20 protein-coding genes are annotated in these 21,908 nt (G+C 67.5%); 14 read left to right on the forward strand and 6 right to left on the reverse strand.

What is annotated here, in order from left to right; translation table 11 throughout:
- The 7 genes from DK26_RS28690 to DK26_RS21490 are packed head-to-tail and all read left to right on the forward strand — an operon-like array spanning position 1 to position 5,774.
- Positions 1 to 159 (forward strand): cbb3-type cytochrome c oxidase subunit 3, encoded by a 159-nt coding sequence (locus DK26_RS28690; RefSeq protein WP_083533434.1) that lies wholly within the window; start codon positions 1 to 3, stop codon positions 157 to 159.
- Positions 156 to 1,025 (forward strand): cytochrome-c oxidase, cbb3-type subunit III, encoded by an 870-nt coding sequence (gene ccoP, locus DK26_RS21465; RefSeq protein ID WP_066476790.1) that lies wholly within the window; start codon positions 156 to 158, stop codon positions 1,023 to 1,025. Before DK26_RS28690 ends, ccoP begins: the two co-directional genes overlap by 4 nt.
- Entirely contained in the window at positions 1,025 to 2,470 is a 1,446-nt protein-coding gene (gene ccoG / locus DK26_RS21470) for a cytochrome c oxidase accessory protein CcoG (protein ID WP_066476797.1), read from the forward strand. Before ccoP ends, ccoG begins: the two co-directional genes overlap by 1 nt.
- Positions 2,467 to 2,964, forward strand: a complete 498-nt coding sequence (locus tag DK26_RS21475) for a FixH family protein (protein WP_066476800.1) — start codon at positions 2,467 to 2,469, stop codon at positions 2,962 to 2,964. Before ccoG ends, DK26_RS21475 begins: the two co-directional genes overlap by 4 nt.
- Entirely contained in the window at positions 2,961 to 5,183 is a 2,223-nt protein-coding gene (locus DK26_RS21480; RefSeq protein WP_066476803.1) for a cation-translocating P-type ATPase, read from the forward strand. Before DK26_RS21475 ends, DK26_RS21480 begins: the two co-directional genes overlap by 4 nt.
- Entirely contained in the window at positions 5,180 to 5,344 is a 165-nt protein-coding gene (gene ccoS / locus DK26_RS21485; RefSeq protein ID WP_066476805.1) for a cbb3-type cytochrome oxidase assembly protein CcoS, read from the forward strand. The genes DK26_RS21480 and ccoS overlap by 4 nt, the downstream gene beginning before the upstream one ends.
- Positions 5,334 to 5,774, forward strand: coding sequence for a hypothetical protein (locus DK26_RS21490; RefSeq protein WP_066476807.1), 441 nt, complete (start codon positions 5,334 to 5,336; stop codon positions 5,772 to 5,774). Before ccoS ends, DK26_RS21490 begins: the two co-directional genes overlap by 11 nt.
- A gap of 156 nt (positions 5,775 to 5,930) precedes the next feature.
- Here DK26_RS21490 and DK26_RS21495 read toward each other — a convergent pair whose 3' ends face one another.
- The 6 genes from DK26_RS21495 to DK26_RS21520 form a co-directional block, all read right to left on the reverse strand.
- A complete protein-coding gene (locus DK26_RS21495) occupies positions 5,931 to 7,076 on the reverse strand; it encodes an iron-containing alcohol dehydrogenase (RefSeq protein WP_066476808.1) in 1,146 nt (381 codons plus the stop codon).
- A complete protein-coding gene (locus DK26_RS21500) occupies positions 7,076 to 8,458 on the reverse strand; it encodes an aldehyde dehydrogenase family protein (RefSeq protein WP_066476815.1) in 1,383 nt (460 codons plus the stop codon). Before DK26_RS21500 ends, DK26_RS21495 begins: the two co-directional genes overlap by 1 nt.
- A gap of 46 nt (positions 8,459 to 8,504) precedes the next feature.
- Complete coding sequence (locus tag DK26_RS21505; protein ID WP_066476818.1) at positions 8,505 to 9,875, reverse strand: glutamine synthetase family protein; 1,371 nt, start codon at positions 9,873 to 9,875, stop codon at positions 8,505 to 8,507.
- 91 nt (positions 9,876 to 9,966) lie between these two features.
- Positions 9,967 to 10,311 carry a RidA family protein gene (locus DK26_RS21510; protein WP_066476822.1) on the reverse strand — a complete coding sequence of 115 codons (345 nt, stop codon included), beginning with the start codon at positions 10,309 to 10,311 and terminating at the stop codon, positions 9,967 to 9,969.
- A 51-nt stretch (positions 10,312 to 10,362) separates the two neighbouring features.
- Positions 10,363 to 11,973 (reverse strand): GMC family oxidoreductase N-terminal domain-containing protein, encoded by a 1,611-nt coding sequence (locus tag DK26_RS21515; protein WP_066476824.1) that lies wholly within the window; start codon positions 11,971 to 11,973, stop codon positions 10,363 to 10,365.
- A gap of 62 nt (positions 11,974 to 12,035) precedes the next feature.
- Positions 12,036 to 13,553, reverse strand: a complete 1,518-nt coding sequence (locus DK26_RS21520) for a PLP-dependent aminotransferase family protein (protein WP_248310066.1) — start codon at positions 13,551 to 13,553, stop codon at positions 12,036 to 12,038.
- A gap of 169 nt (positions 13,554 to 13,722) precedes the next feature.
- Between DK26_RS21520 and DK26_RS21525 the strand changes: the two genes are divergently transcribed.
- From DK26_RS21525 to DK26_RS21555, 7 genes are all read left to right on the forward strand, one after another.
- Entirely contained in the window at positions 13,723 to 14,829 is a 1,107-nt protein-coding gene (locus DK26_RS21525) for a mandelate racemase/muconate lactonizing enzyme family protein (RefSeq protein ID WP_066476829.1), read from the forward strand.
- On the forward strand, positions 14,826 to 16,319 hold the full coding sequence (locus tag DK26_RS21530; RefSeq protein ID WP_083533436.1) for an aldehyde dehydrogenase family protein: 1,494 nt from the start codon (positions 14,826 to 14,828) through the stop codon (positions 16,317 to 16,319). The genes DK26_RS21525 and DK26_RS21530 overlap by 4 nt, the downstream gene beginning before the upstream one ends.
- 23 nt (positions 16,320 to 16,342) lie before the next feature.
- Positions 16,343 to 17,641: an FAD-binding oxidoreductase gene (locus DK26_RS21535; RefSeq protein WP_066476836.1), complete on the forward strand. Its 1,299-nt coding sequence runs from the start codon at positions 16,343 to 16,345 to the stop codon at positions 17,639 to 17,641.
- Between the two features lie 157 nt (positions 17,642 to 17,798).
- Positions 17,799 to 18,854 (forward strand): ABC transporter substrate-binding protein, encoded by a 1,056-nt coding sequence (locus DK26_RS21540; RefSeq protein WP_157089776.1) that lies wholly within the window; start codon positions 17,799 to 17,801, stop codon positions 18,852 to 18,854.
- Between the two features lie 44 nt (positions 18,855 to 18,898).
- Positions 18,899 to 19,990 carry an ABC transporter ATP-binding protein gene (locus DK26_RS21545; RefSeq protein WP_066476845.1) on the forward strand — a complete coding sequence of 364 codons (1,092 nt, stop codon included), beginning with the start codon at positions 18,899 to 18,901 and terminating at the stop codon, positions 19,988 to 19,990.
- Complete coding sequence (locus DK26_RS21550; protein WP_083533437.1) at positions 19,987 to 20,901, forward strand: ABC transporter permease; 915 nt, start codon at positions 19,987 to 19,989, stop codon at positions 20,899 to 20,901. Before DK26_RS21545 ends, DK26_RS21550 begins: the two co-directional genes overlap by 4 nt.
- A 2-nt stretch (positions 20,902 to 20,903) precedes the next feature.
- Entirely contained in the window at positions 20,904 to 21,719 is an 816-nt protein-coding gene (locus tag DK26_RS21555) for an ABC transporter permease (protein ID WP_066476847.1), read from the forward strand.
- The last annotated feature ends 189 nt before the right edge of the window (positions 21,720 to 21,908 follow it).

The following is a 21,908-nucleotide window of genomic DNA, read 5'->3' on the forward strand; positions in this document are numbered from 1 at the left end:
ATGTCCCAGTCCCTGATCAGCCTGCTGCTCAATGCCTGGCTCGTCGTCGCCACGGTCTTCTTCGTCGCGATCGTCTGGCTCTCGTTCCGCCCCTCCGCCCGGGCCCGCATGGAGCGCCATGCCCGGATTCCGTTTGAAGGAAAGGGGGGCGACCAATGAGCAAGCAGGAGCGCGACCCGCTGACCGGCCAGCTCACCACCGGCCATGAATGGGACGGCATCAAGGAGCTCCGGACCCCGATCCCGAACTGGTGGCTGATCACCTTCGTGGTCACCTGGGTCTTCGCGATCGGCTATCTCGTGCTCTACCCCTCCTTCGCGACGACGAAGGATTATGCGCGCGGGCTCTTGGGCTGGTCGAGCACGAAGGAGCTCGCCGAGGCGACCGGCCGTGCGCGCGACCAGCAATCCGCCTGGCGCACGCAGCTCCTCGCGACTCCACTCGAGAAGATCGAGGCCAATGAGGAGCTCCGCCGCTTCGCCATGGCCGGCGGGCAGGCGGCCTTCAACGAGAACTGCGCCGGCTGCCATGGCGTCGGCGCGGGTGGGCAGATCGGCCAGTTCCCGTCCCTGATCGACGATGACTGGCTTTGGGGCGGCAAGGTCACCGACATCCACGCCACGATCCGCCACGGCATTCGTGACGGGGGCGACGAGACGCGCCTCAGCGCGATGCCGGCCTTCGGCGAGATCTTGAAGCCGGAGGAAATCGCGGCGACCGCCGATTTCGTGCTGAGCCTCTCGGACCGGTCCCGCGACGCGACGAGGGCGAGCCTGCCCGGAGCCGCGCTTTACGAGACCAATTGCGCAGCCTGCCATGGCGCGAAGGGCGAGGGGAGCCGCGATGGGGGTGCGCCGCGTCTCGACGATGCGATCTGGCTCTACGGCAGCAGCCGCGAGGCCGTCATCCGCCAGGTCGCCGATCCCAAGATGGGGCAGATGCCGGCCTGGCAGAGCCGCCTCGACGAGGCGACCATCAGGATGCTCACCGTCTATGTCCACACCCTCGGCGGCGGGGAAAAGTGATGGCGACCACGGCCGTCATCGACACGGTGTCCCAGCGCCGGCCGGCTCGGTTGCCGATCCCGCAGACGGTGCGCGGGCGCTACCGCACGATCAAGACAGCAATCGCCTGGGCGCTGCTGGCCTTCTACTTCATCACCCCCTGGCTGCGCTGGGATCGCGGTCCGTCGCTGCCGGATCAGGCCGTCCTCTTCGATCTGCCGGGCAGGCGGCTCTTCGTCCTCGGTCTCGAATTCTGGCCGCAGGACCTGCCGATCGCCGTCGGGGCGCTCGTGCTCGGCGCCTTCGCCCTGTTCGGTGCCACGGCCCTGGCTGGCCGCGTCTGGTGCGGCTTCACCTGCCCGCAGACGGTGTGGACCGACCTGTTCTTCACGGTGGAGCGCTTCTGCGAGCGGCTCTTCGGCAAGGGCACCTTGCTGTCGCGCATCGCCAAGCCCATCGCCCAGATCGCCCTGGCCGTGCTGACGGCGTTCGGCTTCGCGGCCTTCTTCAACGACGCCCCGAGCCTGCCTTCGGCCCTGGTGACCGGCGCCGCGCCACTCGGCGCGTATCTCGCGATCGGCATCCTGTCGCTCACAACCTGGCTGTTCGCCGCCTATGCCAAGGAGCGCATCTGCCTGCACATGTGCCCCTGGCCGCGCTTCCAGGCGGCGCTGCTCGACAAGGACAGCCTCGTCGTCACCTATCAGCGCTGGCGCGGCGAGCCGCGCGGCAAGAAGAAGGCGGCGCTGCGTCTTGAGCTCAACGATCTCACCGCCCTGATCCGCGAAGCCGCCTCCTTCGAGGCGGGGCGCGGGGACTGCATCGACTGCATGCGCTGCGTCAATGTCTGCCCGACGGGCGTCGACATTCGCGACGGTCTGCAGATGGGCTGCATTGGCTGCGGTCTTTGCGTCGATGCCTGCAATGAGGTGATGGCGAAGATCGAGCGCCCCGCCGGCCTCATTCGCTTCGACGTCGAGGGGTCGGACCGGGCCGGCTCGCTGAAGCAGGAGGCCGTTCGCCTCCTTCGGCCCAAGACCCTGCTCTACGCCATGCTGTGCCTGTTCGCCTTCGGCTCGATGGCGGTCGGCATCACCCGGATGGAAAGCGTGCTGCTCGATGTCGAGCCGCAGCGCAACCCACCCTTCGTCCAGCTCTCGGACGGCTCGGTCCGCAACGATTTCAGCTTCCGCCTCGCGCATCGCCTGCCGCATCTCGATCGTGTCGTGATCCGTGCGGAAGGGCTTGCCGGAGCGAGCTTGCGCTTCGCCACCGGCGAGACTGGCCAGGAAACGGTCGCGCTCGCCATGCCCGGCAATCGTCGGATCAGCGACCGCCTCTTCATCACGGCAGCACCCGGACAGGCACCCTCGGGGCGCGCCAGCATCCGCGTTATCGTCACAGATGCCGAGAGCGGCGCAACCCTCGGCGAGGTCGAGACCTATTTCTGGGGGCCGGCGCGATGAACGGGAACGCAGCTGCCGCCGGCCGGAAGGACCTCTGGATACCCGGCTGCTTCATCCTGTTCTTCGTCTGCCTCGCCGCACTGGAGGTCTGGTTCGTGACCCTGGCGAATCGCAGCTTCACCGGCGTTGTCACGGATGATGCCTACAGCATCGGCCTGAACGAGGAGGAGCGCGCGGCGCAGCGCGAAGCCGCACGCCGCCTCGGCTGGAGCACCGCGCTCACCTTCGAGCAGGGGCAGGACCTGGCCGGCGAGCTGACCTTGCAAGTCCGTGATGCGGGCGGGCAGGCGCTCGTCGCCGACGAGGTGCAGGCGACCGCCGAGCGGATGACGCGCTTCCCGCAGATCCAGGCCGTCCGCTTCGTTCGCCAGCCCGGCGGCGCGTATCTGGCCGATTTTTCCGTGCCTCTGGCCGGGCGTTGGTTCGTCCGGGTCAGGATCGCGCGCGGTGGGCAGTCGCTGCAGGTCATCGACGAGGTGTATGTTCGTCCATGACGCAGCGGTCGGACATTGCCGTCGACGCCTCGCCGCTCGTCTTGCCGCCGGCGCTTCTGTCGGCGTTCGTCGCCTCTGCGCCGGGGCGCACGCAGCAATTGGAGCTGCTCGTCGAAGGCGTGCACTGCGCCAACTGCATTCGGAAGATAGAGACCCGCCTGTCGAGTGATCCCGCGATCACTCGGGCGCGGGTCAACCTGACCCTGCGGCGGCTTTCGGTCGAATGGGTCGGCAACCCCGACCACGCCGAGGTGATCGGCGAGACGGTTCGCAGCCTGGGCTACGCGATCGCCCCCTATGATGCCGGCTCGATCGGCACATCGCAGGACCGGACCGGCCGCGAGCTGCTGCGCTGCCTCGCCATTGCGGGCTTCGCTTCGTCGAATGTCATGATGCTCGCCTGGGCGGTCTGGGCCGGTCAGGCGCAGGACATGCCGGCCAGCACCCAGGCCTTCTTCAACTGGCTCTCGGCGCTCGTCGCGGTTCCGGCACTGGCCATCGCCGGACGCCCGTTTTTCCGCTCCGCCTTCGGTGCGCTCAGGGCGGGGCGGACCAATATCGACGTGCCGATCGCGGCCGCGTTGATCCTGGCGACCGCGATCAGCATGATGGAGCTCATCCGGCACGGCGCGCACGTCTATTTCGACAGCGCGACCATGCTGCTCTTCGTGCTGCTCGTCGGGCGCTATCTCGATTTCCGCGTGCGCGCCCGCTCGCGCGAGGCGATCGAGCGCCTCGCCATGATGCGGGCCGAGCACGCCACCGTGCTGCTTGGCGATGGCCGCACCGAGATCGTCCCGGCCTCGGCGGTCGAGCCCGGCATGCAGGTCGTCGTGGCGCCGGGCGAAACGGTTCCGGTCGATGGTCGCGTCACGAGCGGGCAAACGATACTCGATCGGTCGGCGGTGACCGGCGAAACGCTGCCCGAATTGATCAACCCCGGGGATGAGGTGCTCGCCGGCTATCTCAACGGCCCTGACATCCTCCACCTCCGTGCCGAGAAAACGGTCGCGCAAAGCCATCTCTCCGAGATTCTGCGTCTGGTAGAGCAGGCGCAGCTGCAGAAGGGCCGCGCCGCCACGCTGGCTGACCGCGTCGTCGGCATCTGGACGCCGCTGGTCCACGCGATCGCGCTCATGACGCTGCTCGGCTGGTGGCTCGTCGGCGGGGCCGATCTGCCGACGGCGCTGCTCTATGCGGTCACCGTGCTGATCATCGCCTGCCCCTGCGCCATCGGCCTCGCCGTGCCTGCCGTGCAGGTCAATGCCATCGGCGGTTTGCTGAGGCGCGGCGTGCTGGTCCGCTCGGGCGATGCGCTCGACCGGCTGGCCGCAATCGACCGGGTGGTCTTCGACAAGACCGGGACCCTGACGGAGGGACGGGCGGAGCTCGTCGAAATGCCGTCCGACCCGCAGGCGCTGCGGCTCGCCGCGGCGCTGGCCGGCACGAGTCGGCATCCGTTGACGCGAGCGCTGACACGCAAGCTCGGAATGGGCGTCGCGGTCGAGGGCGTTGCGGAAACTTCTGGCGCGGGCATCAGCGGTTTCGTTGACGGCAGAGCCGCACGGCTTGGAAGCGCGGAGTTCTGCGGTGTTGTCGCCACTGGCAACGACGCGGCAAGCGAAGTCTGGGTCTCGGGCGAGACCGTGCCGCCACAGCGCTTCGCCTTCGTCGACAGGACCAGATCCGATGCCCCGGAAGCGGTCGGCTACTTCCGCAGGGCGGGGGTCGAGCTCAGCATACTGTCCGGAGATCGTCGGCCGGCGGTCGAAAGCTGCGCCGCCAGCCTGGGAATCGCCGACCATCGGGCCGGCCTGAAGCCGGCAGAGAAGGCCGCGCTCTTGTCGGGCTGGAGGGCGGAGGGCGGCAGGCCGTTGATGGTCGGCGACGGCCTTAACGACGCACCGGCCCTGGCCGCGGCGCATGTTTCGGCGAGCTTCGGGCATGGCGTGCCGGCGACCCAGGTCGCCGCCGATTTCGTGCTCCCTGCCGAGGCGCTGTCCTCGGTCGTCCTGGCGCATCGCACGGCCGTGAAGGCGGCCGGCATCGTCCGGCAGAATCTCGGCTTTGCCGCCGTGTACAATCTCGCGCTGATTCCGGTCGCGGTGCTGGGGCTCGCCTCGCCGCTGATCGCTGCTGCAGCCATGTCGGCGAGCTCGATCCTCGTCACCCTGAATGCGTTGCGGGGGCGGCCACCCCGGATCGGAGCGGCAAGTTGAGCCCGCTCCTCTTCCTCATCCCCATCGCATTGACGCTCGGCGCTCTCGGCGTCCTCGCGTTCCTGTGGACCCTTCGCTCCGGCCAGTACGACGATCTCGATGGCGCCGCCGAGCGAATCCTTCTCGATGACGACGGACTGGAGACACGCCATGACCCATGAGGAGACGCTGCGGACCGCAAGGCAGCGCATCGCGCTCGCACTGACGAGCGCGCTCGCTCCCGTATTCGGCTGGCTCTATGCCGGCGAGGGCGGGGCGATCTGGGCGTTCGCCGCCTGGATCGTCTTCGTCGTCTTGCCGCGTACGGCGGGCGTCAGGCTCTTCGGCTTTCTCTACGCGAGTTTCTTCACGGCAGAGCAGCTGCCCTGGACGATGATCAACCTCACCCTCGCGATCCTGATCGGCTGCCTGCAATACGGCATCGACGTCGCCTTCTACGCAGCACTGATCGGCGTGCCCATCGTGGTCCTGACGCTGATTGTGATCGCGCTCGACCTCGATACCGCCGCGGAGGCCGAAGCGGCTCTGGCGCCGGCGCCGGCAGGTCAGGGGCCGGTTCGCAAGCCTGAGCAGGAACGGATGGCGGCGTGAGATACGCGCCGCCTCCGCTGAACTGGTGCCCCCTGACCATGCCTTTCGGCTGAAAGGGCGACTGCAATGCCCAAGAAGCGCCGTGTGTTCGAAGGCGCTTCTGCAGACCCTGCCGCTATCCGCTTCGCCGGACGGGCTTGCGGATGCGGACACTCCTCAAATCGCCTCGATCAGCAATCGCCGCGCCGCGTCGACCGTGAGTTCGACCGGGTTTCCGCCGGTGGAGGGATCGGCCACCGCCGCCTCCGCCAGTTCGTCGATGCGGTCGGTGCCGACGCCGAGTGCGGCGAGCTTGTCGGGAATGCCGAGCTCCGCGCGCAGCTTCAGTACGAAGTCGTAGAAGCCGTCGAAGCCGCCGGGAATGCCGAGATAGGCGGCGGCGGCCGCTATCCTCTCTTCGATCGCCGGGCGGTTGAAGCGCAGCACCGGCGGCATCACCACCGCATTCGTGGTGCCGTGATGGGTGTGGTAGACGGCGCCGACCGGATGCGACAGCGAGTGGATCGCGCCCAGCCCCTTCTGGAAGGCGACCGCGCCCATGGCGGCGGCTGCCATCATCTGCGTCCGCGCCTCGATATCGCCGCCGTCGGCATAGGCGCGCGGCAGATAGGTCTTCACCAGCCGCATGCCCTCGAGCGCGATGCCCTGGCTCATCGGATGGAAGAAGGGCGAGGAATAGGCCTCGAGGCAATGCGCGAAGGCGTCCATGCCGGTGCCGGCGGTGATCGCCCTGGGCATGCCGACGGTGAGCTCGGGATCGCAGATCGTCACGCCCGGCAGGAATTTCGGGTGGAAGATGATCTTCTTGGTCTGGGTCTGCGAGTTGGTGATCACCGAGGCGCGCCCGACTTCGGAGCCCGTCCCGGCCGTGGTCGGCACCGCGACGATCGGCGCGATGCCCTCGACCGAAGCGCGCGTCCACCAGTCGCCGATATCCTCGAAATCCCAGACCGGGCGGCTCTGGCCGGCCATGAAGGCGACGCATTTGCCGAGATCGAGGCCGGAGCCGCCGCCGAAGGCGACGACGCCGTCATGGCCGCCATCCTTGAAGGCCCTGACGCCGGCTTCGAGGTTGCGCTCGTTCGGGTTCGGATCGACATCGGCGAAGATCGCCCGCCCGAGCCCGCCGGCATCGAGGATCTCCAGCGCGTTCTGCGTGATCGGCATGGTCGCAAGGCCACGATCGGTGACGAGCAGCGGCCGCTTCATGCCGAGCGCCTTGCAATGCTCGGCGAGCTCCCTGATCCGGCCGGCGCCGAGCTTGACGGCGGTCGGATAGCTCCAGTTCGCGGTGATCGGCATCAGCTCAACTTCCTCAGATGGTAGGATTTCGGACGCGTGAGATTGTGGAAGCCGATCACGGAGAGCGAGCCGCCGCGGCCGGTTTCCTTCACGCCGGTCCAGCACAGCGCCGGGTCGAGATAGTCGGCGCGATTCATGAAGACGGTGCCGGTCTCGAGCTCCTGGCCGAGCCGGGCCGCGCGCTCGGTGTCGCGCGTCCAGAGCGACACCGTGAGGCCATAGCGGGAATCGTTCATCAGGCTAACGGCCTCGGTGTCTCCGCTGACCTTCATGATGCCGACGGCAGGGCCGAAGGTCTCCTCGCGCATGAAAGCCATGGAATGATCGACATCGACCAGGATCTGCGGCGCGAGATAGGCCCCGCCATCGTCCTGCGGAAAGAGCTTTGGATCGACCAGCGCCCGTGCGCCCTTCGCCACGGCCTCCGCGATCTGCTCGCGCACGGTGCGGGCGAAACGCCGATGCGCCATCGGCCCGAGCGTGGTCTGCGGGTCGAGCGGATTGCCGAGGCGGTAGTTCGAAACCCAGGCGACCGATTTCTCGACGAAGGCGTCGTACAGGCTCTCATGCACATAGACGCGTTCGATGCCGCAGCAGCACTGCCCGGAATTGAAGGTCGCGCCATCCATCAGCGTGTCGACGGCGGCGTCGAGATCGGCATCCTCCATGACATAGCCGGGATCCTTGCCGCCGAGTTCGAGGCCAAGGCCGGTGAAGGTTCCCGCGGCTGCCTGCTCGATCGCACGTCCGCCGGCGACCGAGCCGGTGAAGTTGACGAAGTCGAACTGCCGCTCGGCGAGCAGGCGCGCGGTCGTCTCATGATCGAGGAAGAGGTTGACGAATACCTCCTCGGGCACGCCGGCCTCGTGGAAGGCCCGCGCCAGCCGCTCGCCCGCCAGCAGGGTCTGGCTGGCATGTTTCAGGACGACCGTGTTGCCGGCCATCAGCGCCGGGGCGACCGAATTGATCGCGGTCATATAGGGGTAGTTCCATGGCGCGATCACGAAGACGACGCCATGCGGCTCGCGGGCGATGCGGCGTTCGAAGGCTTCGCTGCTCTCGACCACCAGCGGCGCCAGCGCGCTTCCGGCGATCTCGGCCATGTAGTTCGAGCGCTCGTTGAAGCCCTTGAACTCGCCGCCGTATTTGACGGGGCGCCCCATCTGCCAGGCGAGTTCGGTGACGACCTCCTCACCCATCTCGTTGAGCCGCGCGACGCCCTTTAGGACGAGGGCGACGCGCTCGTCGAGCGGGCGCCTCGCCCAGGCCTTCTGCGCCGCCCTTGCCCGGGCGATCGCGGCGCGGGCCTCGTCGAGGGAGGATGCCGGACGTTCGGCATAGACCGAGCCATCCACCGGCGAAATGCACTGGATCATCGTCATCGTCTGCTTCCGGCTATCCGAGAGGGGCGTGTTGTTATCGAGCGGCTCAGGCGCGCTCGAAGCCGCGTCTCACCTCCCAGTCGGTGATCCGGCGATCATACTCCTCCTGCTCCCAGGCGGCGGCGCGGACATAGTGGTCGATCACGCTGTCGCCGAACGCCTCGCGCAGCATCTTCGAGCCTGACAGGGCGGCGGTGGCGTCGCGCAGGGTTTTCGGAATCTCGCGGATGTCGCGCCCGCCATAGGCGTCGCCGACATAGGGCTCCTCCAGCTCGAGCTTCTGCTCGATGCCAGAAATCCCGGCGGCGATGAGTGCAGCCATGGCGAGGTAGGGGTTGAGATCGGAGCCGCCGACACGGCATTCGATCCGCACACCCTTGGTCCCTTCGCCGCAGAGCCGGTAGCCGGCGGTACGGTTGTCGCGGCTCCAGATCGCCTTGGTCGGTGCGAAGGTGCCGGCGACGAAGCGCTTATAGGAGTTGATATAGGGCGCGAGGAAGCAGGTGATCTCGGAGGCATGGGCGAGCAGCCCCGCCACATAGCTCCGCATCAGCGCGGACATTCCGTGCTTGGCCTCCTTGTCGAGAAAAAGAGGCGTCCTGCCGTCGGCGCTCCAGAGCGACTGGTGGATATGCGAGGAGGAGCCGGCGGCGCCATAGTCCCATTTGGCGAGGAAGGTGATGGCCTTGCCGCGCGACCAGGCGATCTCCTTGCAGGCGTTCTTGATGATCGCGTGCCGGTCCGCCATCGTCAGCGCGTCGGCATAGCGGACATTGATCTCCTCCTGGCCGGCCGAGGCCTCGCCCTTGGAGTTCTCGACCGGGATGCCGGCGCCGTGCAGGCCGTTGCGGATCGCCCGCATCACATCCTCCTCCTTGGTCGTCTGGAAGATGTGGTAGTCCTCGTTGTAGCCGCTGGCCGTCCTGAGATTGCGGTAGCCGCTCTCGCGGGCCGCGTCATAGCTCTGGTCGAACAGGAAGAATTCGAGCTCGGAGGCCATGTAGGCTTTGAGCCCCATGGCTTCGAGCCGCTTCACCTGCTTCTTCAGGACCGCCCGCGGCGAATGCGCGACCTCATCGTGCCCGTGATGGTCGAGCACGTCGCAGAGGACGAGCGCCGTTCCCTCCAGCCAGGGAATCCTGCACAGGGTCGAGAGATCCGGCTTCATCGTGTAGTCGCCATAGCCGGCGGCCCAGCTCGTCGCCGCATAGCCGGCAACGGTTTCCATCTCCATGTCGGTCGCCAGCAGATAATTGCAGCTATGGGTCTCTGCATGGCCGCTTTCGAGGAAGAACTCGGCATGGAAGCGCTTGCCCATCAGGCGCCCCTGCATGTCGACCTGGCAGACCAAAACTGTATCGATCCGGCCTGCCGCAACGTCCGAAGCGAGATCATCCATCGTGTATGGCTGGCTCATACTGCTCATCCGTTTCCGCTGCGCGATCTTTCAACGAAATCTTATCCGGCGAAAGGGGTTCCCGGCAGAATAGTGCCGAGCCGCGCCGTATTCAGACCAGCGCCTGAACCTGGATCTCGACGAGGATATTCTCGGCTGCCAGCCGCGATTCGACAGTGGCGCGCGCCGGCGGCTGTGCCGGGTCGACCCAGGCCTCCCAGGCGGCGTTCATCTGGCTGAAAGTCGAGATGTCCTTGAGCCAGATATTGGCGACGACGATGCGAGTCTTGTCGGTGCCGGCGGTGGCGAGATAGCCGTCGATCTGGCGCAGGATGTCGGTCGTCTGCTCGGCGACGCCGCCGCTGCGGTCGTTCGCCGTCAGCCCGGAGAGGAAGGCGAAGCCGTTGGCGACGAGCACCTTGCTCAGCCTGCCGGTCACTTCGTGCCGCGTGATCATGGTCTTTCCTCCAGTTATGCAGGGCCGGCCTTCGCCGGTTGGGGGGCCGGGTCAGTTGGACAGCATCAGCTCGGCGGCGCGTTGGCCGACCATCATCGCGGGAGCGTTGATGTTGCCGGAGGGGATCACCGGGAAGATCGAGGCGTCCGCAACGCGCAGCCCCTCGATGCCGTGCACCCGCAGGCGCGGATCGACGACCGCCTCCCGCGCATCGGGGCCCATTCGGCAACTGCCGCAGGGATGGAAGACCGAATAGGCGTTGCGGCGGATCGCATCGACATGTCCGGCATCATCGACCACGGCGGGGCCGGGCCTGATCTCCGCCTCGATCAAGGATGAGAAGGTCGGGGTCGCGGCCAGACGGCGTAGGAAGCGCACGCCCTCCAGGAGTTCGATCAGGTCTTCGGGATCGGCGAGATAGTTCGGCGCGATCTCCGGGACCTGCATGGGGTCGGGCGAACGGATCGCGACATGGCCGCGGCTGCGCGGCCGGCAGGGCGAGACACTGAGGCTGAAGCCGGGGAAGGGATCGGGCTTCATCAGGGCTCGAACGCCCGGCACGGCGCGCTCGTAGCTCATCGGCGAGAAATAGAGCTGCATGTCCGGGCGGGCGAGGCCCGGCCTCGTGCGGAAGAAGCCGCCGCCCTGGTTGACGCTGAGCGAGAGCGGGCCGCGCCGGCGCAGCAGGTAGTTCGCGGCCAGGCCGATCCGACCCGGCCAGGACAGGAGCGCGTCGTTCAGGCTCGGCAGCCGCGAGCGGAAAACATGGTCGTAGCAGAGATGGTCCTGCAGATTGCGCCCGACCGCCGGCAGGTCGTGCACGGGCGCGATGCCATGCCGGCTCAGCAGCTCCCCCGGTCCGATGCCCGAAAGCTGCAGCAGCTGGGGCGTGTTGAAGGCGCCGCCAGCGAGGATGATCTCGCCCCGTGCGCGGAAGCGCAGGGTCTCGCCGCCGCGCCGGGCCTCGACGCCGACGGCGCGGCGCCCCTCGAACAGGATGCGTGTCACCAGCACGTCGGTTTCAAGCTTGAGCCGGCCCTGTCGGCGGGCTGGATGCAGGAAGGCGCGCGCCGCGGATTCGCGCCGGCCATCGCGTGTGGTGATCTGGTAGATGCCGGCGCCTTCGCTGGTTGCGCCGTTCAGGTCAGGATTGAAGGGCAGGCCGACCTCGCCCGTCGCCTTGACGAAGTGGGCCGTGAGCGGATGCACCTCGCCTGCGATATCCGAGACATGAAGCGGGCCGCCGACGCCGTGCCAGGTGGAGTTGCCGAGTGCATGATCCTCCATGCGCCGATAGGCGGCGAGCACCTCGGACCAGCCCCAGCCGCGATTGCCGAGCCGCTCCCATTCCTCGTAGTCCTCGGCCTGGCCGCGGGCATAGACCATCGCATTGATCGCGCTCGAACCGCCCACGACCTTGCCGCGCGGCTGGTAGATCTCGCGCCCGGCGAGCCCAGGCTGCGCCGTCGTCCGGTACATCCAGTTCAGCCGAGGATGGTAGAAGGTCTTGCCGTAGCCGATTGGCAGGTGAACCCAGGGGCTGAGATCGCGCGGCCCGGCCTCGATCACCAGGATCGAGCCAACACTCGCCTCGGCGAGGCGCCCGGCCAGCACGCAGCCGGCAGAGCCCGCGCCGATGATGATGACGTCCCACTCGGTCAAGCTTCTGATCCTGCCGACAGTTTTTCTGGCGGGCTCCGAACCGGACCCGCTCATCTGCGCCTCTACGGGGAATTGGGCTTGCCGCTAAGGACCATTCCCGCCGAAACGCCAGTCCAGTCGCCCTGCGTGACGAGGTCGTCGATGCTGCGCCGCAGGCCGGTGACGCCGGCGCGGATTTCCGAGGGCGGGAAGCCGCTGAAGCCGAGCACGAGCCCGTCGCGCGCGAGCGGTTCGAGGCAGAAGCGACTGATCGGCGCGACCGTCACACCTCTGCGCGCGGCGGCCTGCGCGATCGCGACGGCCTCCAGCCCTTTGCGCGGGAAGGCGATGGTGTGCATGCCGGTCTGGGTCGGCACCACCTCCAGATCCGGCGACAGATGTTCCTGCGCCGCGTCGAAGAGCGCCTGATAGCGCTCCTGATAGAGCTTGCGCATGCGCCGGACATGCGTCGCGAAATGCCCCTCGACGATGAAATCGGCGACGATGCCTTGCAACGCGGTCGGAACGCCGGGCGAGAAGGCGTCGAGGCAGATGCCGATCTGTTCGGAAAGCTGCGGCGGCGCGACGAGGAAGCCGAGCCGCAGCGACGGGAACAGCGTCTTCGAGAACGTCCCGACATAGATCACGCGGCCGCTGCGGTCGATGCTGGCGAGCGTCGCCATGGGGGCACCCTGGAAGCAGAACTCGCCGTCCCAATCGTCCTCGATGATCCAGGCGCCGCTCGCCTCCGCCGCCTCGAGCAAAGCGAGACGGCGCTCCAGGCTCATCTTGGCGCCGAGTGGCTGCTGATGCGCCGGCGTCGTGAAGGCTAGCCTGAAATCCGGCGCGCGGCGTAGGCCCTCCTCGACGACGAGCCCGGATTCATCGACCGGGACCGGCACCAGATCGGCACCCGACTGGATCAGGCTGTTGCGGGCGCCGATAGCGCCGGGATCCTCGAACCAGACCTTGTCACCGGGATCGAGCAGGGTCGCGGCGATGAGCTGGAAGGCCTGCTGGGCGCCGGCGACTACGAAGATCTGCTGCCATTCGCAGGCGATGCCCCGGTTGAGGCGCAGATGTGCCGCGATTGCCTGCCGCAGCACGAGCTCGCCATGCGGATCGGGATAGCCGAGGACCTGATGGCGGGCCTTGCGCCAATGCCGCCCGGAGAGCTTCGACCATTGCGCCATTGGGAAGGCGTCGAACGCGGGCATCGCCGTGGTGAAGGCGCGCGGCTGGTGCGGCAGCCGGGTGCCGAACAGTTTCGAGGCGGTGTTCATCGCCTCGGCGAGCTTGACACGGGCAGTCGGCACCGCGACCGCGGCGGCGGCCGGAGCCGGACGCTCATTGGCGAGCGCCTGGCTGACGAAGGTGCCGGAGCCGATCCGGGTCTCGATCAATCCCTCGGCAGCCAGCCGCTCGAAACTCTCGACGATGGTGGTGCGGGCGACGCCGAATTCCTGCGCCAGCGTCCGCGTCGCCGGCAGGCGCTCGCCGACCTTCAAGGCTCCGCCGAGAATGAGCTCCCGCAAGCCGGCGCAGATCTGCACGCTGAGCCCGTGCGCGCCCTTGCGATCGAGAACGATCGACTGGAGCAAGGCTCCCTCTTCGCGTTTGACCATTCATCCCCCATCGGCGTCCGTTATGAGTGGACTGCCGTTTTGGCCAGAATGGCCCTTGGGTTCAGGCCAATTCAAGCCCCTTCTTGCGCCGACGCCGACCCGCACTCCCGCCGGTAGGCGATTTTCGGATGCGGCAGCGGCGGCCATGAAGATCACCAGGCTCGAAAGCTTCTCGACCCAGGATGTCGGCTTCGTCCGCGCGACCTGCGAGGATGGCAGCCAGGGCTGGGGGCAGTTCTCGCCCTACAATGCCGACATCACCGCGACCGTCTTCCATCGCCAGGTGGCGCGCTGGGCGATCGGCGAGGACGGTTTCGCCATCGACGAGCTCGTCGCGACGATCTGCGAGCGCGAGCACAAGTTTCCGGGCTCCTATCTCTGCCGTGCCCTGACCGGGCTCGACACGGCACTCTGGGACCTGCGCGGCCGGCGCGAGCGCAAAAGCGTCTGCGAACTGCTCGGCGGCACGCCGCGGCCCTTCCCGGTCTATGCCTCCAGCATGAAGCGCGGCGAGATCACGCCGGAGGCGGAGGCCGAGCGCTTCCTGCGGCTGCGCGACGCCCATGGCTATCGCGCCTTCAAGTTCCGGGTCGGGCGCGAATGCGGCCGCGACCAGGATGAATGGCCGGGCCGGACCGAGGCGATCGTGCCGCAGATCCGGGCGGCGCTCGGCGATGGGGCGACGCTTCTGGTCGACGCCAACAGCGGCTATTCGCCGGCCAAGGCTATCGCCGTCGGGCGCATGCTGCAGGACAACGGGATCGTCCATTTCGAGGAGCCCTGCCCCTATTGGGAACACGCCTGGACGCGCGAGGTCCGCGATGCCCTCGATCTCGACGTCACCGGCGGCGAGCAGGACTGCGATCTTGCCGTCTGGCGCGCCATGATCGACGGGCGGGCTGTCGACGTGGTGCAGCCCGACATCTGCTATATCGGCGGGGTGGGTCGCATGCTGACCGTGGCACGCTGGGCGGCCGAAGCGGGCCTGCCGGTGACGCCGCATTCCGCCAACCAGTCGCTGGTCACGGTGTTCACCCTGCATGTGATGGGCGCGCTCGCCAATGCCGGGCCCTATGTCGAGTTCTCGATCGAGGGCCCCGACTACTATCCCTGGGAGCAGGGCCTGCTGCGCAATCCACCGCAGGCGCGCGACGGCATGGTCGCGATCCCCGACGGCCCGGGCTGGGGCGTCGAGATCGAACCTTCCTGGCTGGAGCGGGCGCAGTATCGCGTCACCGAGCTGGAGGCGTGAGCGTGGAAAAGGCGCGGCTCGTCGAAGAGGCGCAGCGAACGGGCACACTCGCCAATCTGCCGCGCGGCCATTTCATCTCTAGCCACTTCGTCCCGTCGGTTTCCGGGCGCGAGATGGAGAGCTTCGATCCCGGTCGAGGGGCGGCCTTCGCCTCCTTCGCGGCAGGGGACGGCGAGGATGTCGACCGCGCCGTCGCGGCCGCGCGCGCCGCGCTTGCCGGTCCATGGTCGCGGCTTTCCCCAGCGGCGCGCGGCGAGATCCTGATGCGGGCGAGCCGGCTGATCGCCGAGCGGGCGGCGCGCTTTGCCGTGGTCGAGACCCTCGATTCCGGCAAGCGGCTGGCGGAGGCCGAGGGCGACGTCGCCGGCGTGGTGCGGGCCTTTGCCTATTATGCCGGCGCGGCCGACAAGCTGCATGGCGACAATGTCCCGCTCGGGTCCGACCATGTCGGCGTCACCTTCGAGGAGCCGGTCGGCGTCGCCGCGCAGATCGTGCCCTGGAATTATCCCTTGTCGACGGCTGCGCGCGGCATCGCGCCAGCGCTCGCCGCCGGCTGCACGCTCGTCGTCAAGCCGGCCGAGCAGACCCCCTTCACCACGCTGATGCTGGCTGAACTGCTGCACGAGGCCGGCTTGCCCGAAGGCGTCCTCAACGTCGTCGTCGGCACGGGGGGCGATGCGGGCGCTGCCCTGGTCGCGCATCCCGGCATCGACCACGTCACCTTCACCGGCTCGGTCGCGACAGGACAGCGCGTGATGCGTTCCGCAGCCGAGCATGTGACGCGTCTGGTGCTGGAACTCGGCGGCAAATCGCCGGTGGTCCTGCTGGCCGATTGCGATCTGGACGCGGCAACCGAGGGAGTGATCGAGGCGATCTTCGAGAATGCCGGCCAGATCTGCTCGGCCGGCTCGCGGCTGATCGTCGAAGAGGCCATAGCCGAGCAGCTGCTCGATCGTCTGGTGGCGCGGGCGCAGGCGTTGCGGCCGAGCCATGGCCTGAGCGATGCCGGGATCGGGCCGATCAACTCGCCGGCGCAGCTCGCGCGCGTCGCGGCCCATGTCGAGCGGGCGCGCGCGGCCGGCAACCGCATCCTGACGGGAGGCGCGATCGTGCCGCCTGAAGCCTGCGGTGGCGGCTGGTTCTACCAACCGACCATCGTGCAGGCGCAAGGGCCGGACGATCCGCTGGTACAGGAGGAGATCTTCGGCCCGGTCCTTACGGTCCAGATCGTTTCCGATTTCGAGGAAGCAGTCGCGGCCGCCAACGCAACCCGCTACGCGCTCGTCGCCGGCATCTACACGCGCGACCACGCCCGGGCCTGGCGCTTCGCCCGAACGGTCGATGCCGGCCAGGTCTACATCAACGAGTTCTTCGCCGGCGGCGTGGCGATGCCTTTCGGCGGCAACCGCAAATCCGGCTTTGGCCGGGCCAAGGGCATGGCGGGCTTGCGCAGCTACTGCAAGCTCAAGAGTGTGGTGGCGCGGATTTGAGTCGCCGGGGGGAAGACGCAAAGATGTCGAGCGCGCTGTTCGCCAGCGATTTCAAGGCTGCGCCTTATTGGTGGGACGCGGTGCCCAGGCCGGAGCTGCCGCTCTCCGAGCCGCCGAAACAGGCCGATGTCGTGGTCGTCGGCTCCGGATACACCGGCCTGCACGCCGCGCTCCAGACTGCGCGCGGCGGGCGCCATACGGTCGTCCTCGATGCCGAGGCGGCGGGCTTCGGCTGCAGCACGCGCAATGGCGGGCAGATCTCCACCAGCGTGAAGCCGAGCTTTGCCGAACTCTCCCGGCGCCATGGCAAGGAGCGCGCCTTCGCGATCCAGCAGGAGGGCCGGAACTCGCTGCGCTTCGTCGGCGATTTCGTACGCGAGGAAGAGATCGATTGCGATTTCAGCGTGGTCGGCCGCTTCCACGCCGCGCATTCGCCGGGCAAGTACGAGGAGCTGGCGCGCAGCGTCGACAGCCAGCCGAAAGGGCTAGAGGTCGCCTGCCATGTCGTGCCGCGCTCCGAGCAGCGCAGCGAGATCGGCTCGGACCTCTATCATGGCGGCGTCGTCTATGAGAGCCACGCGTCCATCGATCCGGCACGCTACCATCAGGGCCTGCTGGCAAAAGGGGTCGCCGCCGGCGCCGAGCTCGTGCCGTTCTGCCCGGCGCAGGGGATCAGCCGGCTCGGCAAGGATTTTCTGGTCGAGACGCCGCGCGGCACGATCCGGGCGCGGGACGTCGTCATCGCCACCAATGGCTATACCGGCCCGCTGACGGGCTGGCTGCGCCGCCGCGTCATCTCCATCGGCAGCTACGTCATCGCGACGGAGGCGCTCGATCCCGCGCTCGTCGACAAGCTGATCCCGCGCAACCGCATCGTCAGCGACACCCGCAAGGTGGTCTATTACTATCGTGCTTCACCAGACCGGCGGCGCATCCTGTTCGGCGGGCGGGTCTCGCTGAGCGAGACCGATCCGCGCCGGAGCGGGCCCGACCTGCACGCCGCGATGAGCGGCATCTTCCCGGAACTGGCGGAAACGAAGATCAGCCATTCCTGGTGCGGCTTCGTCGCCTACACCTTCGACGAGCTGATGCATATCGGCCGCCATGACGGGATGTACTACGCCATGGGCTATTGCGGCTCGGGCGTCGGCATGGCGAGCTATCTCGGCATGCGCCTCGGCCAGCAGGTGCTCGGCCTTCCCGAAGGTGCGACTGCCTTCGACCAGCTGCCGTTCCAGACGCGGCCATTCTACACCGGCAATCCCTGGTTCCTCGCGCCTTCGGTCCTCTACTACCGCTGGCGCGATCGCCTGGCACGCTGAGCCTTCCGATTGGTCACCCCGAATTCTCAGAGTGGACCTTATCGCCAGACCAATTTCATCAAACTCTGCAGGCGGGGAGAACTGCGAAGGCCGGCTACAAAGCCGCCCGCGCCGACGCCACCGATGGAAAAGCACCGTCCAGATCAGGAGAACTGACATGCCGCGCCAGCCGATCGTGAAGTCAACAACGGCCCTTGCCCTCGTCATGGGGCTGCTCAGTGCCGCGCCGGCCCTGGCGCAGGAACTGACCGTCGTCTCCTTCGGCGGCTCCTATCAGGAGGGGCAGAGCAAAGCGCTCTTCCAGCCCGCCGCCAAGGCGCTCGGCATCAAGATCAAGGAAGAGACCTATAGCAGCATCGCCGACCTCCGCCTGAAGGTGAAGGCCGGTGCCGTGACCTGGGATGTGGTCGCCAGCGGCTCGGGCAGCGCGGCGCGGGCGGGCTCCGAGGGCATCCTCGAGAAGCTCGACTACAAGGTGATCGACACCTCGAGCTTCCTGCCCGGCACCGCCCAGGATTACTGTGTCGGCGGCGACGTCTTCTCGACCGTGCTGGCCTGGAACACCAAGACCTATGGCGACAAGGGCCCGCAGAGCTGGGCGGATTTCTGGGACGTGAAGAAGTTCCCGGGCAAGCGCTCCTACCGCAAGGGCGTGGCCGGGGCGCTGGAGCCGGCCCTGATGGCCGACGGGGTTCCCGCCGATAAGGTCTACAAGGTCCTGTCCCAACCCGGCGGCATCGAGCGCGCAATCAAGAAGATCCGCGAGCTGAAGCCGCATATCGCGGTCTGGTGGAGCTCCGGCGCGCAGCATGCCCAGCTGATGAAGGACGGCGAGGTCGACATGATCACCGGCTGGAACGGCCGCTTCGACGTCGCCGCCAAGGACGGCGCCAAGGTCGCCTATACCTTCAACCAGGGGCTCGCCGACTATGACTGCTTCGCGATCCCGAAGGGCGCGCCCAACAAGGATCTGGCGATGAAGTTCCTCGCCGAGATCAGCAAGCCGCAATACCAGGCGGAATTCACGAAATACATCACCTACGGGCCGACCAACAAGAAGGCCTATGAGGGCGGCGCGATCGACGCGGCCTATGCCAAGACCCTGCCGTCGCATCCCGACAATGCCGCCAAGCAGCTGCCGATCGACCTCGACTGGTACATCAAGTTCGAAGCCCAGGCCTCGGCCGCCTACCAGAACATGCTGACCGAATGAGGCCCAGCGGCGATCACGAGCGGCCGCATGGTGCGGCCGCTGCTATGGCTGGATCCGTGACGGCTCTGCCGATCACGGTCCGCCGCCTGAGCAAGGCTTACGGTGCGGTCTCCGTGCTCGACGAGATCGACCTCGATGTCCGGCCCGGCGAATTCCTGACCCTGCTCGGGCCTTCCGGCTCCGGCAAGACCACGCTGCTGATGGCGATCGCCGGCTTCCTTCGGCCGGATCAGGGCAGCATCCGCTTTGGCGAGCGCGAAGTCGTCAGGCTCGCGCCGCACAAGCGCGAGATCGGCATGGTCTTTCAGAACTACGCGCTGTTTCCGCATATGGATGTCGCGCGCAATGTCGGCTTCCCGCTGCGGCTGCGCCGGGTTGCCGCGACGGAGATCGCGCGCCGCGTCGAGGCGGCGATGGAGACGGTCCAGCTCGGCGGCTTCGGCAGCCGGCGGATCGACCAGCTCTCCGGCGGCCAGCGCCAGCGCGTCGCGCTTGCGAGGGCGATCGTGTTCGAGCCGCGCATCATCCTGATGGACGAGCCGCTCTCGGCACTCGACAAGCAGTTGCGCGAGCGCATGCAGATCGAGCTGCGCCAGCTTCATGAGCGGCTGGGCACCACTACCGTCTACGTCACGCACGACCAGCGCGAGGCGCTGACCATGTCGGACCGGATCGCGGTGCTGAATCGCGGGCGGATCGCGCGCATCGATACGCCGCGGGCGATCTATGACGAGCCGGGCAGCCGCTTCGTCGCCGAATTCATTGGCGAATCCTCTTTCATCCGGGCTGAGGTTGCGGGCGGCGTCTGCCGCGCGGCCGGTTCGATCATCCACGCGCGTCAGCTGCCGGTCTCGGGAGGGCGGTGCACGATGGTGCTGCGGCCCGAGCGGCTGCACCTCCTCGCCGCCGGAGAAGGCGAGGGCATGAACTGCTTCGAAGCCCGCGTCACCGGCGTGATCTATCAGGGCGATACGCTGCTGGTACAGGCGGTGCTGGGCGATGGCAGCCCCGTCGCGCTCAGGCTCGCAACACGGGGCGGGGCAGCTGCCGCGCCGCTGGTCGGCGCTCCCGTGCGGATCGGCCTCGCAGTCGAGGATACCGTCCTGCTCGCCGACGAAAGCGGAGAGGCACCGTGAGCGCCGAAAGCGTGGCCGCGGCCGCCGGTCCTGACGGGGATTTCCACAAGGCGGCGTTGCGGCGCGACCAATGGCGCGAACGTCTCGGCCTCGCCGGTCTCGCGGCACCGGCGCTGCTGCTGGTCATCGTCGCCATGCTGATCCCGATGGCCTGGCTGTTCGGCCTGTCCTTCCGCGACGATGCCGGCGCGCTCAGCCTCGAACACTATCGGCGCATGCTGGCCGAGCCGTCCTATGGCCGCACTTTTCGGACGACCTTCGAGATCAGCCTGGCGACGACGATCATCTGCATCCTGATCGGCTATCCGCTGGCCTATTTCCTGTCACAACTGCCGCGGCGCGCCGCCAATCTCTGCATGATCGCCGTACTGCTGCCGTTCTGGACCTCGCTGCTGGTGCGCACCTATGCCTGGCTCGTGCTCCTGCAGCGCAGCGGGCTGGTCAACACATGGGGCATCAAACTGGGATTGTGGAACGAGCCGCTGCAGCTCGTGCACAATGCCGGGGGCACGCTGATCGGCATGGTCCACATCATGCTGCCCTTCCTGGTGCTGCCGCTCTACGGCACGATGCGCGCCATCGACGGCAATCTCCTGCGCGCCGCCTCGAGCCTCGGCTCGACGCCGGTGCACGGCTTCTGGACCGTGTTCTTTCCGCTGTCGTTGCCCGGTCTTGCGGCCGGCGCCTCGCTGGTCTTCGTGCTTTGCCTCGGTTTCTACGTGACACCGGCCATGCTCGGCGGCGGCAAGGTCACGATGGTTTCCAACCGGATCGCCAACGACATCGAGCTGTTCTTCAACTGGGGAGCGGCGAGCGCGCTCGGCGTGGTGCTGCTGGCGATCACGCTGGTCGTGCTCGTCCTGGCCGCGAAGCTCTCGCGCGGCGCCGGCCTGTTCGGATCGGGGCATTGACGATGAGCTGGCTCGACCGTCCCGCGAGCGACACGCAGATCAGCCACCGCTCGCGGCTCTGGCTCTATGCGCTCGGCGTGCTGGTGCTGGCCTTCCTGGCCGTGCCGACGCTGATCGTGATCCCGATGTCGTTCTCGCATTCGCAATATCTCGAATTCCCGCCGCGGCAGTGGTCGCTGCGCTGGTACGAGGCCTATTTCTCCTCCTCGGGCTGGATGGCGGCGACAGCGACCTCGTTCAAGGCTGGCTTCCTGACGTCGCTGCTGGCGACGCCGCTCGGCGTGCTCGCCGCCTACGGCCTACATGTTTCGCGGCTGCGCTTCACCGGGGTCGCGATCCTCGCTTTGCTGACGCCGACGATCGTTCCCGTCATCCTCGCCGGCATCGCGCTGTTCTATGTCTTCGTGCAGTTGAAGATGGTGAACTCGCTCCTCGGCATCGTGTTGGCGCATACGATGCTGGCCGTTCCGATCGTGATGATGATCGTCGGTTCGGCGCTGAAGAGCTTCGATCTCGATCAGGAGCGTGTCGCCCGCAGCCTTGGCGCGACACGCACGCAGGCCTTCCTGCAGGTGACGGTCCCGCAGATCCGCTTCGCCATCGTCACCTCCGCTGTGCTGTCTTTCCTCACTTCGTTCGACGAGGTGGTGATCGCCCTGTTCATCTCCGGCGGCGAGAACTCGACGCTGACGCGGATGATGTTCATGGCCCTGCGCGACCAGATCGACCCGACCATCGCCGCGATCTCGACGATCATGATCGTGATCACCTCGCTGCTGCTGGCGATCTCGCAGCTCTTCGGCGCGCGGGACAGTTAGCCGTCAGCTTTCGATGGAATGTCCATGCATTCCCGAGTGGCGAGCTCCGCCTGCAAAGCCTCCGTCTCCTTTGGAGCAGGACCGGATGGACATCCACCGGGATGCCCATCCGAAGCCATCGCGATCGAAGCCAAGAGCCTGTGGCTGCGACGCCGGAAATGGCCTGTGTCAGTGCAGGATCTGGCTGAG

The sequence above is a fragment of the Allobosea sp. WAO genome (assembly GCF_001509835.1).
GTDB lineage: Bacteria > Pseudomonadota > Alphaproteobacteria > Rhizobiales > Beijerinckiaceae > Allobosea.